The organism is Methylocapsa sp. S129, from assembly GCF_009765995.1.
In the GTDB taxonomy this organism is placed as follows: Bacteria; Pseudomonadota; Alphaproteobacteria; order Rhizobiales; family Beijerinckiaceae; genus Roseiarcus.
Map to the genome: position 1 here is coordinate 222,765 of NZ_LMUI01000060.1, position 13,062 is coordinate 235,826.

General features: G+C 63.4%; 11 protein-coding genes. 7 read left to right on the top strand and 4 right to left on the bottom strand.

Annotated elements, in window-relative coordinates:
* The first annotated feature begins 28 nt into the window (after positions 1-28).
* Genes GSQ90_RS31450 through GSQ90_RS31465 form a run of 4 tightly spaced genes read left to right on the top strand, consistent with a single transcriptional unit; the run spans position 29 to position 4,503 of the window.
* Complete coding sequence (locus GSQ90_RS31450) at positions 29-238, top strand: hypothetical protein (protein ID WP_158818932.1); 210 nt, start codon at positions 29-31, stop codon at positions 236-238.
* Positions 235-1,659, top strand: a complete 1,425-nt coding sequence (locus GSQ90_RS31455; RefSeq protein WP_210255028.1) for an amidase — start codon at positions 235-237, stop codon at positions 1,657-1,659. The genes GSQ90_RS31450 and GSQ90_RS31455 overlap by 4 nt, the downstream gene beginning before the upstream one ends.
* 17 nt (positions 1,660-1,676) lie before the next feature.
* The gene (locus tag GSQ90_RS31460) at positions 1,677-3,074 is read left to right on the top strand and encodes an amidase (protein WP_158818933.1); all 1,398 of its coding nucleotides are present in this window, start codon (positions 1,677-1,679) and stop codon (positions 3,072-3,074) included.
* A gap of 25 nt (positions 3,075-3,099) precedes the next feature.
* Positions 3,100-4,503: an amidase gene (locus GSQ90_RS31465; RefSeq protein ID WP_158818934.1), complete on the top strand. Its 1,404-nt coding sequence runs from the start codon at positions 3,100-3,102 to the stop codon at positions 4,501-4,503.
* 127 nt (positions 4,504-4,630) lie between these two features.
* On the opposite strand, the gene GSQ90_RS31470 is transcribed toward GSQ90_RS31465, so the two are convergent.
* Both GSQ90_RS31470 and GSQ90_RS31475 read right to left on the bottom strand, forming a co-directional pair.
* Complete coding sequence (locus GSQ90_RS31470; RefSeq protein ID WP_246731862.1) at positions 4,631-5,050, bottom strand: MarR family winged helix-turn-helix transcriptional regulator; 420 nt, start codon at positions 5,048-5,050, stop codon at positions 4,631-4,633.
* A 193-nt stretch (positions 5,051-5,243) separates the two neighbouring features.
* Positions 5,244-6,290: a substrate-binding domain-containing protein gene (locus GSQ90_RS31475; RefSeq protein ID WP_158818935.1), complete on the bottom strand. Its 1,047-nt coding sequence runs from the start codon at positions 6,288-6,290 to the stop codon at positions 5,244-5,246.
* Between the two features lie 335 nt (positions 6,291-6,625).
* On the opposite strand from GSQ90_RS31475, the gene GSQ90_RS31480 reads away from it, so the two are divergent.
* The 3 genes from GSQ90_RS31480 (at position 6,626) to GSQ90_RS31490 (ending at position 10,339) form a co-directional block, all read left to right on the top strand.
* Positions 6,626-7,333, top strand: a complete 708-nt coding sequence (locus GSQ90_RS31480; RefSeq protein ID WP_158818936.1) for a cysteine hydrolase family protein — start codon at positions 6,626-6,628, stop codon at positions 7,331-7,333.
* A gap of 94 nt (positions 7,334-7,427) precedes the next feature.
* On the top strand, positions 7,428-8,972 hold the full coding sequence (locus GSQ90_RS31485; protein ID WP_158818937.1) for an amidase: 1,545 nt from the start codon (positions 7,428-7,430) through the stop codon (positions 8,970-8,972).
* Positions 8,973-9,607: 635 nt separating this feature from the next.
* Entirely contained in the window at positions 9,608-10,339 is a 732-nt protein-coding gene (locus GSQ90_RS31490) for a FadR/GntR family transcriptional regulator (RefSeq protein ID WP_158818938.1), read from the top strand.
* Positions 10,340-10,367: 28 nt separating this feature from the next.
* Here the strand turns inward: GSQ90_RS31490 and GSQ90_RS31495 are convergent, their stop codons facing one another.
* Positions 10,368-11,174, bottom strand: a complete 807-nt coding sequence (locus GSQ90_RS31495; protein ID WP_158818939.1) for an ATP-binding cassette domain-containing protein — start codon at positions 11,172-11,174, stop codon at positions 10,368-10,370.
* Positions 11,171-13,021, bottom strand: a complete 1,851-nt coding sequence (locus GSQ90_RS31500) for a dipeptide/oligopeptide/nickel ABC transporter permease/ATP-binding protein (protein ID WP_246731863.1) — start codon at positions 13,019-13,021, stop codon at positions 11,171-11,173. The genes GSQ90_RS31495 and GSQ90_RS31500 overlap by 4 nt, the downstream gene beginning before the upstream one ends.
* Positions 13,022-13,062 lie beyond the last annotated feature (41 nt).

Consider the following 13,062-nt stretch of genomic DNA (forward strand, 5'->3'; position numbering starts at 1 on the left):
GTCCGTAGCTTTCGGGGATCGTGAGCCGATGATCGCGCAAGACCGCCATTCCTCATCTGACGAGGCCGATATCGAACGGCGCTTTCTCAATGCGGGCGTCGTCGTCCCCGCCGATCGGGCGGAAGGCGCTTATGCCGCCGCCGTCCGATTGCTCGCCACCCTGCATTGGCTGCGCACGCCGCGCACGGCCGCTGCGGAGCCCTCCCATATTTTCGCGCCTGGAAAGAAACGCTCGTGAGCACGCTCGGGCCTCTGCACGAACTCTCGATCGCCGAGGCGGGTCGGGCGCTCCGGTCGGGCCAGGTCACCTCGCGAAATCTGACCGAGGCGGCGCTGGCGCGAATCGATGCGCTCGATCCGATGTTCAACGCCTTTGTCCTGATCACGCGCGAACGCGCCATCGTCGAAGCGGAACGCGCCGATGCGAGCTTCGCCAGTGGCGTAGACGCCGGTCCGCTCCAGGGCGTTCCCTATGCGCTGAAGGACATTTATGCGACGGCCGGCGTCCGCACGACCTGCCATTCGAATCTGCTGCGTGATAACGTGCCTGAGAACGATTGCGCGGTGCAGGAAAAGCTCGCGGCGGGCGGAGGCGTCCTGCTCGGCAAGGTTGGGACCTTTGAATTTGCGATCGGCGGTCCGAGCTTCGATCTGCCGTTTCCCCCCGCGCGCAATCCCTGGAATCCCGATCACTTCACGGGCGGATCGTCCTCAGGCTCGGCGGCGGCTGTCGCCTCCGGCATGTTGCGCATGGCGATGGGCTCGGACACGGGCGGTTCGATCCGTGGGCCGGCGGCGCTTTGCGGCGTCGTAGGGTTGAAGCCGACCTATGGACGCGTCTCGCGGCGCGGCGTTTTTCCGCTCGCCTATTCGCTCGACCATTGCGGCCCCCTGACTTGGAGCGTCGAGGACACGGCGCTCACCATGCAAGTCATCGCGGGCTACGACTCGCAGGACCCCGCTTCGGTCGACGTTCCCGTGCCGGATTTCAAAGCCGCGCTTGGCCGCAATCTCGACGGCGTCAGAATCGGTTACACTAGAAAATTCTTCATCGATAACCCGTTCTTGACAGCAGAATCCCTTAAGGCGCTCGATGCCGCGGCCGAACAGATGGCGGCGCTCGGCGCGGCCGTCGATGAGGTCGATATCTCGTCCTACGAATTGTTCGACGCTTGTGCGCAGGTCATCATGTTCGCGGAGGCCTTCGCCATACACGAGGCCGACCTGAAGACGCGACCCTACGCCTATGGACGCTATGGCTACCAGCGGCTTGTCTCGGGCGCGGTGCTCTCGGCGGCCGATCTCGTTCAGGCGCAGCGGCTGCGCCGGGAGCTGACCGCGGCGTTGAACGACGGCGCGCTGTACACGCACGATGCCCTGTTGGCGCCGAGCGGGCTGGCGACGGCCGCGCCCTTCTCCGATTTCGGCAAGGATGCGGCGCGGTGGGGCGGCATGCTGACGAACCCATTCAACGTCACCGGCAGTCCCGCGCTCGCGCTGCCCATCGGCTTTGGCGCCAACGGTCTGCCGCTCGGCGCCCAGATTGTTGGACGACCATTCGATGAACCGCTGGTGCTTCGCATCGGCGCCGCCTACGAGGCGGCCGCCGGCGTCTCCCTTCGTCGCCCCCGGATCGTCGAGACGGCGCAACCTTCCTGAACAGAGAGCGAAAATCGATGGACGCCGCGCCGCACTATGCTTCTCTGCTCGACATTGCGGCTCTGATCGCCGCGCTCGATCTGTCGCCGGTCGCGCTCACCGAACGGATGCTCAAGCGCATCGCTGAGGTGAATCCCGCGCTCAACGCCTATCTCGCTGTGACCGCCGACCGCGCATTGGCCGAAGCGGAGGCGGCGCGGGCGGAGATCCGGTCCGGGCGCTATCGCGGGCCGCTGCATGGCGTGCCGATCGCGATCAAGGATATCTTCCACACCAACGGAACGCCCTCGACCTTCGGCTCGATCGCCTACAAGGATTTCGTCGCCGAGAAAGACGCCACCCTCGTTCATCGCCTGCGCATGGCGGGCGCCGTGATCCTCGGCCGCCTCCATCTGCACGAAGGCGCTTTCGGCGAGCATCACCCGGACCTTGGGCGCTGCCTGAACCCGTGGAACAAGGCCTATTGGCCAGGCGGCTCCTCGTCGGGTTCGGGAGCGGCGACAGCGGCCGGGCTCTGTTTCGCAAGCCTTGGCACGGATACGGGCGGCTCGATTCGTTTTCCCTCTGCGGCCAACGGCGTCACGGGCTTGAAGCCGACTTGGGGCCGCACAAGCCGCGCGGGCGTCTTTCCGCTCGCCGATTCTCTCGACACAATCGGCCCGATGGCGCGAAGCGCGGCGGACGCCGCGGCGATGTTCGACGTCATGGCCGGGGCCGACCCCCTCGATCCCACCAGCCTTTCCGCGCCGGTCCCGGCCTATCTGGCTGGCCTCGACGGCGTGCTGGGCGCGCGAGGGTTCCGGCTCGGCGTCGACGCCGCCTATGTCGAGACAGGCGTCGATTCGGAGACGATCGCCGCCATCCGCGACGCGATCGCAGTCTTCCACGATCTCGGCGCGACGATCGTGCCGGTGACCGTGCCGGACCGCACCGACGCCGTCGCCGCCCAACTCATCATAACCGACACGGAGAGCGCCCGGTTTCACAAACCGGTCTATCAGGCCGACAAAGCTAAATTCGGTCCACAGCTTGCGGCCGCGATGGAGCGGGGCCTCGCCGCCGACCCAATCGCGCTGGCCAAAGCCTATATCGCGCGCGACCGATTCAAGGGCGAAATGGCGCGGTTGTTCGCCGATGTCGACGCCTTGATCTCTCCAGTCTATCCGATGGTGGGCGCACGCTACGACGAAATGGAAGCGCTTTTGTCCGACCTGCCGCGCTTTCTCGGCTATACCTCTCCGTTCAATGTCAGCGGCAGCCCGAGCCTCACCCTGCCGTGCGGCGTTGCGCGCGTCGGCATGCCCATCGGCGTGCAATTGATTGGCCCGCATCTTTCGGAAGCCGCGTTGCTGAAGGCAGGCCACGCTTATCAGCAGGCCACCGACTGGCACACCCGGCGCCCCACAGATTTTTGACCCCCGACCCGCGGAGCATAAATCCATGTCCCTGAACGACATCCACTATCAGCCGTTGACAACGGTGGCGAAGCATATCGAAGCGGGCGATATTTCGCCGGTGGAGCTCACCAAGGCCATCCTGGCGCGGATCGAAGCCCTCGATCCCGGCCTCAAGAGCTATACGACCGTGACGGCCGATCTCGCGCTCAAGCAAGCCAAGAAGGCCGAAGCCGAAATCGCAAAGGGCATGTATCGCGGGCCGATGCACGGCATCCCGATCGCGGTCAAGGACCTCTGCTTCACCAAGGGCGTCAAGACGACAGGCGGCATGACGATCTATGCCGATTTCGTGCCGACGCATGACGCCACGGTGGTGACCAAACTAGCCCAGGCCGGAGCGGTTCTGCTCGGCAAACTCCACATGACCGAGGGCGCGACGCTGGAACATCACCCCGACCTGCCAGAGCCGGTCAATCCCTGGAAGAAGGATCTCTGGACCGGCGTGTCTTCGTCTGGCTCCGGCGTCGCGGCGGCTGCGGGTATGGCCTATGCGACGATCGGCTCAGACACCGGCGGCTCGATCCGCTTTCCCTCGGCCTGCAACGGGCTTACCGGCGTGAAGCCGACCTGGGGCCGGATCAGCCGCTACGGCATCTTCGATCTTGCCGCCACCTTCGACCATCTGGGCCCAATGGCCCGGTCCGCAGGCGACGCGGCGGCCATGCTGCAATGCCTGGCGGGATGGGACCCGAACGATTCGACCTCCCTGTCGATGCCCGTTCCCGATTATCTCGCCGCGCTCGATGGCGTCTCAGGCGCGCGCGGCGTGTCGATCGGGCTGGACTGGAATTACGCCGCCGCCGATGCGGACGCTGTCACCATCGGGCTGATCAAGGACGCCGTTGCGGTGTTGGCGGATATTGGCGCGCTTACCCAACACGTCAAATTCCCTTCGGTCGACGCCCTCCTGCAATACACGATGCCCATGACCATGGCGGAAATGGCGGCCATCCATGAAAAAACCTATCCGTCACAAGCCGAAAAATATGGAACCTGGATCAAGAGCGGTCTTGAAGCCGGCCGATCGGTCAGCGCCGTCGAGCTCGGCAAGGGCATCATCGAACGCTATAAATTCCGAGGCGCCGTCACACGTATGTTCGATGATATCGACGTTTTCGTCATGCCCGTATTCCGCAAGGGCACCCCGACATGGACGGAGGTCCGCGAAGCCGTCGCGGAAGACTTCAACATCATCGGTAAATTCACCTCGCCGTTCAACGCGACGGGAATCCCCACTGTCACGCTGCCCTGCGGCTTTACCGACGACGGTCGTCCCGTCGCCTTCCAACTCGCCGGCGCGCATGGATCGGAGGCGCTGCTCTTGCGCGTGGCCCATGCCTACCAGCAGGCGACGGATTGGCATACGCGACGCCCGCCGGGGTACTGAGGGCTAAGACTGACGGCGCGCGCGAACTTGCCGCGGCCCAATCAGCCTTGATCGTGGAGGGCTCAATTCATATGGCGAAACGCGCCCGGGGAGCGGCGTTTCGCCCCCGTCTGCGCAACACTCCGCCCTATTGCAGGAGCTCGCGCAGCATGCTCTTCAATTCCGCCGCCTTGTCCGATTCCAGCACTTCGACGATGCGACGCTCTTGCGCGCTCGACACGCCGCGCAGACGCTTGAAGAGGGCCTTGCCGTCTCGTGTCGTGAGGATGAACACGCGGCGGCGGTCATTCGGGTCTGGAGCGCGATAGACCAGCCCCTCCGTCGTCATTCGGTCGATGATCTTGGTCAGAGTCGGAACCTCGATCAGGGCCTCGGCGGCGATCTCCCCCATGGCGCGCGGTTCGCGTGCGTCAAGAACTTCGAGAATGCGGAAATACTCGATCGGAACGCCGCCGGGCCGCAACCGTTCGGTGAGGTCGGCCTCGAACTGGCGGTTGAGGCTGGCGATCAAATAGGCCAACTGGTCCTTCATGCGCACTGCAGCCATAGCCTCCCCCTATCTTTTTTCGCCGTTTCTTATTTCTTCAAAATTATTGAGAAAATCAGACATCGAAATGGGGCTCTGCTACGTCAGGATCGACACGACACGCCCGTTCCGAATCTGTCTGTCTGTCCGCCTACAATTAACCGCGACAACTAGCATAATTGTCTGTGGATGACAATGTATCGTTTTCAAGCAATCAGGCACCCAATTCGGCGATTACTTTGAGCGTGACTCCATCCGCCTTCCCCAGATAGACGCAGGGCGATTGGCCGACCGGCATATCCCCCAGCATGTTGCGGGCGGCCGAACGAGAGATCGGATTGTTCAAATAGCGCGCCAGATCCTCGGCCTTCCGGGTGCCCAGATCCCGCGCCATTCCCGCGAACACGTGCAACCCCTCATAATAATAGACGCTGGCGGCGGAGACCGGCGGCGCCCATTCGCCGAAGGCGTCATGATAGCGCTCAAGAAAGCAATCATTGGAGCGGGAGTGCCGGGCCGCGAAATAATGCGCGGCGGTGAACAGATTCGTGGAGGCCTCCGCTCCGATGCCGCAAAGCACGGTCTCGTCGACGATCAGCCCAAAGCGCAGCATCTTCTCGTCGAGGCCCGCGGCGGCAAACGCACGATTGAATTCGATGGCGCATTGCCCGACCAGCGCTTGGATCACGACCTGCGCCCCGCTCCGGGCGATCCGCTTCAACACGTCGTCATCCTCGACGACCCGGTTCGGGAGAAAGGCGTGGCCGACCAGTCGTCCGCCCTGCTCGCGCGCGAGCCGCTGCGTCGTCGCCAAGGCCATCCGCGGCCAGACGTAATCATTACCGACAAAAAAGAAGCGCTCCGCGCGCTTCCGATCGCGCAGCCAATGGAGCGCGGGGCCCATCAACTCCTGATCCGTGCTGCCGATTGCAACGGTCGACGGACCGCAGGCGGTCCCCTCATATTGTGGGGTGTAGATATAGGGCGCCTTGCCCGCGATGCGTTGACTCACCGCATCGCGGAAATTGCTCGGGTGGCCGCCGATGATGACGTCCGCGCCCTCGATGTCGATCAGCGTATCGACGGCGCCGATCGCCTCGTTGACGGTGAAACCGCAATCACCGAAAACAAGTTCGATCTCCTCGCCTAAAATGCCGCCGCTGGCGTTGATCTCGGCGGCGCCAAGAGTCGCCGCGGCGTCCATCGATGGGCCCCAGATGCCGGCGACGCCGTTTCGAGCATGCAGCAAGCCAACTTTCATGACTTCACCTCTTCTGCGCGACGGGCGACGTCTTGCGGGGCTTTCGCATGGCGTGCTCCCTCGGCCCTATCGGCCGAGCAGCCACAAACAATTGCATATGCAAGGAATGATCTCATCAGATTGGTAAACCTCGCATCGGCGGGCCGGGCCTGTCAAACGAGAGATGTATTCCGGAGTGACCGCCGCACACTAAAAAGCGCCTGCACACAAAAAGGTTGATTTCGATATATTTTCGGATTTGAATGTCTGGTGTGGCGCGCGATGCGCCGTCTTCATTTCCCGACGTTTGGTCGCGGCGGCCCTCGTCGCCCTCTCCACCAGGACAAGGAACTGCGATGCACAAGATCTCCATTCCCGAACATGTCGTCGCGCGGGGCCGACGGATGCGCGACGGCAGGGAACACATTTTCGAGACCCTCGACATGAGCAAAGTCGCACATATCATCGTTGATTTGCAGGTCGGCTTCGTGGCCGAGGGCGCGCCCGTCGAAGTTCCGATGACCCGCGAGATTTTTGGTGAAGTCAACGGCATTGCGAGCGCCGTACGCGCGGCCGGCGGCTTGAATGTTTTTCTTCGCTATACCTACGACGGCCTGGAAAAAATGCCCTGGAATGTCTGGTTCAACAATTATATGAGCCGGTCTCATAGCGACGTCATGACGAAAGCTTTCGCCCGCGGCGCCGATTACTGGCAGTTGGCGCCGGAACTTGAGGTGGAAGGCGGCGACCTGATCGTCGACAAGACGCGCTTCTCGGCTTTTATTCCAGGCACCTGCGACTTGGACGAGACGTTGAAGGCGCGCGGCGTCGACACACTCATTATCACGGGCACTTTGACGAATTGCTGTTGCGAGAGCACGGCGCGCGATGCGCTGCAGATGGGCTACAACATTATTTTCGTCAGCGACGGCAACGCCACCTTGAGCGACGAAGAGCACAATGCGACTCTGATCAGCATGTCCGCCATCTTCGCCGACGTGATGGACACCAAGCATCTGTTGGGGTTGATCGGGAGCTCCGGCGCGACCAGGGCGGCCGCTTGATTGTCGATGTCGATTGAGATGCCGGACGCGCGTCACGCAATGTTCGCCGACGCCGCGCGTCCATGAACCGAACTCCTCCAGCCGAGGCCCTCCGATGAACGCTTCATCCAAGCTCTTCAAGGATATCGTCGAACTCACGATTGCGGATGTCCAGAAGGGCTTTGCCGAGGGCCGCTTCACCTCCGAAGAATTGACGCGCCTTCATCTCGCACGGATCGAGAAATACGAGCCCTCCTACAACGCCTTCACTTCGATGAATCCGGCAGCCCTCGCTGACGCCAAGGCGATCGACGCACGCCGGACCGCAGGCGAGGCGCTGGGGCCTCTGGCCGGCGTGCCGGTCGTCGTCAAAGAGGCGATGGATTTTGCTGGGCTTCCGTCGACCGTCGGCTGGGCGCCGCTCGCCAGCGCCGCGGGCGGCGTCGACCTGATCCCGGAGCGCGATGCGCCTGTCGTCGCCCGGCTGCGCGCCGCCGGCGCGATCATCCTCGGCAAAACCAACATTCCGGCTTTCAGTCACGACGGCGCGCGCGCCAATACGAGCTGGGACGGCCCCACCTTCAACGCCGTCGACCGCGCAATCGCGCCCGGCGCGAGTTCCAGCGGCACCGCTACGGCGGTGGCGGCGAGTTTTGCGGTCGTAGGGCTTGCCGAAGAGACGGGCGGCTCCATCCAGAATCCCGCCGCCGCGCAGAGCCTCGTCAGCGTCAAGCCGACCTTCGGTTTGGTTCCGAACACCGGCGTTGCGCCGCTCGCAGGATCGACCCGCGACGTCGTCGGCCCCCATGGCCGCACCGCGACGGATACGGCGATCCTGCTCGACGCGCTTGCCGGCTACACGGTCGAGGATCCCAAGACCGTTGCGTCAATCGGGATGATTCCAGCGGGCGGCTATACCAGCGCGCTCCGCACCGACGCGCTCAAAGGCGCGCGGTTGGGTCTCTATGGCCTCGGCTGGCGCAAGCAGCCCCTCTCCGCTGAGGCGCAAGCCTTGTATGACGCTGCACTCGCCGAATTGAAGGCGCAAGGGGCTATCCTCGTCGATGACCCGTTTGCGGGGACAGATTTCGCCGATCTTGCGCAGGGAGGCGAATTCGACGATCGGGGCCTTGAGTCGATCGCTTATGACATGGAGAATTACCTGCACAGGCTCGGCCCTTCCGCCGCCGCCCATTCCTTCGCCGCGTTGAGAGCGCTCGTCCCGGAAGATCCCTTTGCGTCCGAGGGCATTCTCGGCACGCACGTCAAGACGCTGCCCGTTTTGCGGAAATCGCTCGAAGACCCAACGGCGCCGCCCGATCTCAGCGCGTTTCTCGCCTTGCGGGAGCGCCATCTCAAGATATTCAACGCGGTGATGGCGCAGCATCGCCTCGACGCGCTCGCCTTTCCTCAATCGTTCGCCGAATTGCCCGGCGTCTTCGACGCCGCGACCTATCCGGCCACGACAGTCTCCGAAATCAACATCGCGGGTCTTCCCGGCGTGACCGTCCCGGCTGGGCAGTTCCGCAACCGATCCCCGTTTAGCCTCATCTTCGTGGGCCCGATGTGGAGCGAAGCGCCGCTTCTCGGCCTCGCCTATGCTTACGAGCAGGCGACCCACCATCGGATCGTGCCGAAACTGGTCGAGAAAAGCCTCTGAACCGCGTTGCGGTCTTGAACGAGGGCTCGAAGCCGATGAAGATCGAGAGCTGACCGACCTCATGCGGATTCGCCAATATCTGGATGGCGAGCGGGGCGGTTGGCGATAGACATCGCCGCCATCCCCTTTGCCGAGATGAAATGGCAGAGCGCGGTCCGGATTATCCTCAGCATCTTTCCCCCGATCGACCTGTTCGAGGATATTGCAGTCCCAACCGCCTGACCGCTCCTGATCTCCGCCATCGGGACGACTATGCGGAAAGCCATACCCTCAGCGCGCGTCTGTGGGCTTGCGGCTCCGATGGTCTCGCCTATCCGAGCCTTCGTGCCAAGTGTGTTGGGTTCCCATCCCGATCACGTTGCAAATCCGGTCCAGGGTCGGCGGCTCGACTACCATCGGGATGGAGTGCGCGTGGATTTGCGCCGAGATTTGGGTAGCGGGGCAGGTCTATTGGATTGTTTGGATAAGTCGTGTCAACGCTCAAACGCGTCTTCCGACGCCTCCGTGCAGCAAGCTCGCCTTTCGTGGATTGCCCCTTTTTGAAATTGTCGGCTTAGATAACTCGCTGCCCAACCCCAATTGCCTTGATGAAGGTTCCACGTTTCGATTTGCATGCTTCTGAAAGTCTTCTGCCAATGACCCCTATCCGCCCATCGCGTTCCGGTCTCGCGCTTGCACATATCCGCGCGTTGCTCGACGCCAATCTGGAGCAGCCGGAATGGCGCCTGCCCTCAGAACGCGATCTCGTCGAAAAGACTGGCGCGGGTCGACGCGCCGTCCGAGTGGCGCTGGAGGTGCTGGAGGCGGAGGGGCGGCTGTGGCGACATCAGGGCAGAGGCACTTTCGCCGGGCAGCGGCCCGACATCCGGCCGCATCTCGTCGCGACGATAGCGGACCGCACGAGCCCTTTGGAAGTCATGGAGGCGCGGCTGGAGATCGAGCCGGGATTGGCGAGGCTCGCCGCCGCAAAAGCTTCCCCTGAAGTCCTGTCGTCGATGCGGCTCATCTTGCGGCGGCTCGGCGCCAGCGAGGACCACGATTCGATCGAGCGCTGGGACGGCGCGTTCCATCGCCTGATCGCGGAGACAGCCGGCAATCGGTTATTACTGACGATATTCGATATCATCGACCACATTCGCTCTTCGCCGTCGTGGCAGCGGCCCCGCGCTCTGGCGCGCAACACCGATCGTCTCAAGACTACGCAGATGCAGCATGCTGCGATTGTCGACGCGATCGGGCAGCACGACGGCGCCGAGGCAGAACGGACGATGCGACATCATTTGCTGACGCTGCAATCCAATCTCCAGCAGGTTCTGCTCGGCAGGCGCGCCACGGCGCCTGAACCCTCCCTTTCGCCAGAATCCTGATCGGCGTGGCCGCGTTTTGTTCCTCGTCTCAACCTGACGATCTGGGCGCCGCGCGGAGCGCTGACGCCAGCAATAGACGCGTATATTCGTGTTGAGGATCGGCGAAAATGCGTTCGGCGGGCGCCTGCTCGACAATCTGGCCGTGGTTCATGACCGCGACTTCGTGCGCGATGGTCTCGACCACCGCAAGGTCATGCGAGATAAATATGTAAGTCAACCCGAGCCGCGTCTGCAGCTCGGCAAGCAATATGAGCACCTGAGCTTGGACCGACACGTCGAGAGCGGAAACCGGCTCGTCCAACACAATGACCTCCGCCTGCGCCGCAAGCGCGCGGGCGATGCCGATGCGTTGCGACTGGCCGCCCGAAAACTCATGCGGATAACGGTCGGCGAAGTCGGCGCGCAGGCTCACGAGATCCATGAGTTCTGCGACGCGCTTATTGCAGGCGGTCCGATCCATCCCATGCAACGCGCGAAGCGGCGCCGCGAGGATCTCGCGCACCGTCTTACGTGGGTTAAGTGAGCCGAGCGGATCCTGAAACACCATCTGCACACGCCGATGCAAGGAGCGCCTGTCGTGTCTGGCGAGGGCTGGAATGGACTGCCCGTCGATCTCCAACCGACCAGCGCTCGGTTCCAGCAGACCGACCATCATCCGCGCCAGCGTCGATTTTCCGCAGCCGGATTCACCTACGATTCCAATCGTCTGGCCGCGGTTGATAGCGAGCGACACACCGTCTACCGCACGCAACGCTGGCGAGCGCGGTCCAAACAGCCTCCGGCCTCGAGGAAACTCCCGCACCACAGCATCCGCACGCAGAATAATATCGGTCATGCGTCGTTCACCCGAATACACCGAGCGTAATGGTCAGACTCCACGGCATCGAGCGTAATCTCTCCAATGCTACAACGGGGCGCCGCGCGATGACAGCGCGGGGCGAAAGCGCAACCAGGCGGCAGCGCATCCGTCGAAGGGGGCAAGCCAGGGATGGGCGTCACCTGCCGGCCCCGGCGGCCCAGTTCCGGCACGCATGCGAGGAGGCGTTGCGTATAGGGATGGCGCGGTCGCTCCAGCACCTCGGCGACCGGGCCGCTTTCGACAACGCGGCCGCCATACATCACGTGGACGCGATCGCAAACGGCCGCGATGACGCCGAAATCGTGGCTGATGAAAAGCAGCGCGGCGCCTCGCTCCCGTCGAAGCTCATTGAGGAGTTTCAACACCTGCGCCTGGGTCGTAACGTCCAGCGCCGTCGTCGGCTCGTCGGCGATGATCAGTTCGGGATCGTTGGCGAGCGCGATGGCGATGCCGACGCGTTGCCGCTGGCCGCCGGACAGTTCATGGGGGTAGGCGTTGGCCTTATGCTCGGGGTCAGGAATATGTACCGACTCCAACAAGGCGACCGCCAATCGCATTGCCTCGGCGGCGCTCTTTCCCTGGTGTCGGCGGATGCTTTCGGCGATCTGCTCGCCTATTCGAATCAGAGGATTGAGCGTGCTCTGCGGGTCCTGGAACACGTAAGCGATGCGTCGGCCGCGGATCTCCTGAAGGCGCGACAGCGTCGCGCTCGCCAGTTCCTCGCCGTAGTGAAGAATCTCACCGCCGACGATTCGCCCCGGCGGCGTCGCGACAAGACCCAGTATCGACAGGGCGGTGACCGTCTTGCCAGAACCGGATTCGCCGACGATGCCGACCGACTCGCCGGGCGCGATCGCCATGTCCACCCCATCGACCGCCGCGTAAATTGCCCGGCCGATTCGGAAATGCGTGCGCAGGCCGCGAATGGCCAGCGGCAAGCGGGCCGCGGCGCCCGGAAGCGGCAAGCCCTTGCTTCGCTCCTCCAACGAGACGGCGTCGGTGCGAGCGTGAGTGCGGGCAAGGCCTCCAGACTTCAACTTAGGGTCCAAGACATCGCGCAGACCATCGCCAATGAGATTGATGCCGATCGCCAGCAGCAAGATGACGAGGCCGGGAATCGTGGCGACATGCGGCGCGACCTGCAGAAGATTGCGACCCTCGCCAAGCATGCCGCCGAGATCGGCCTGCGGCGGCTGCGCGCCAAGCCCGAGGAAGCTGAGACCGGCCGTCTCCAGAATCATCCAGCCGATCGTCGTCGACAGGCCGATGACGATGCCGGGCATCACGTTGGGAAGCAATTCCCAAAAGACGATGCGCGCATCCGAAAGGCCGGAAAGCCGAGCGGCCGCCATGAAGTCGGTACGCACGATCGACAGCGCCGCGCCACGCACGCCGCGTGCGAAAAACGGGACGTTGACGATGGTGATTGCGATCATCGCATTCACCAACCCAGGGCCAAGCGCCGCGACGATGGCGAGCGCCAGCAGCAGATACGGGAAGGCCATCAGCATATCGATCCCACGCATCAGCAGCGTGTCGATCCAGCCGCCCCGAAACGCCGCCAGCAATCCGATCGCCGAACCGATCAAGCTTGCGATCAGCGCCGCGAACACGCCCACCGCGAGGCTGAGCCGCGTACCCCAGATCAGACGCGAAAGAATGTCGCGTCCGACCTGGTCAGTGCCGAGGAAGTGGCCGGGCGTTAGTGGCGGACGCAACCGCTGCGCGACATTCGCCACATGCGGCGGCGCCAATGGCAGGATTGGCGCCGCGACAACCACGACTACGATCAAACTGAGCAGCAACAAGCCGAAACTCGCCATCCGATTTTGAGTCAGGCGCGCGAAAGCGGATGGTCGGTCGC

Bases quoted from the DNA above. Each gene is read 5' to 3' on its own strand.
- GSQ90_RS31450 (WP_158818932.1), top strand. From the start codon at position 29: ATGATCGCGCAAGACCGCCATTCCTCATCTGACGAGGCCGATATCGAA.
- GSQ90_RS31460 (WP_158818933.1), top strand. From the start codon at position 1,677: ATGGACGCCGCGCCGCACTATGCTTCTCTGCTCGACATTGCGGCTCTG.
- GSQ90_RS31465 (WP_158818934.1), top strand. From the start codon at position 3,100: ATGTCCCTGAACGACATCCACTATCAGCCGTTGACAACGGTGGCGAAG.
- GSQ90_RS31470 (WP_246731862.1), bottom strand. From the start codon at position 5,050: ATGGCTGCAGTGCGCATGAAGGACCAGTTGGCCTATTTGATCGCCAGC.
- GSQ90_RS31475 (WP_158818935.1), bottom strand. From the start codon at position 6,290: ATGAAAGTTGGCTTGCTGCATGCTCGAAACGGCGTCGCCGGCATCTGG.
- GSQ90_RS31480 (WP_158818936.1), top strand. From the start codon at position 6,626: ATGCACAAGATCTCCATTCCCGAACATGTCGTCGCGCGGGGCCGACGG.
- GSQ90_RS31485 (WP_158818937.1), top strand. From the start codon at position 7,428: ATGAACGCTTCATCCAAGCTCTTCAAGGATATCGTCGAACTCACGATT.
- GSQ90_RS31490 (WP_158818938.1), top strand. From the start codon at position 9,608: ATGACCCCTATCCGCCCATCGCGTTCCGGTCTCGCGCTTGCACATATC.
- GSQ90_RS31495 (WP_158818939.1), bottom strand. From the start codon at position 11,174: ATGACCGATATTATTCTGCGTGCGGATGCTGTGGTGCGGGAGTTTCCT.
- GSQ90_RS31500 (WP_246731863.1), bottom strand. From the start codon at position 13,021: ATGGCGAGTTTCGGCTTGTTGCTGCTCAGTTTGATCGTAGTCGTGGTT.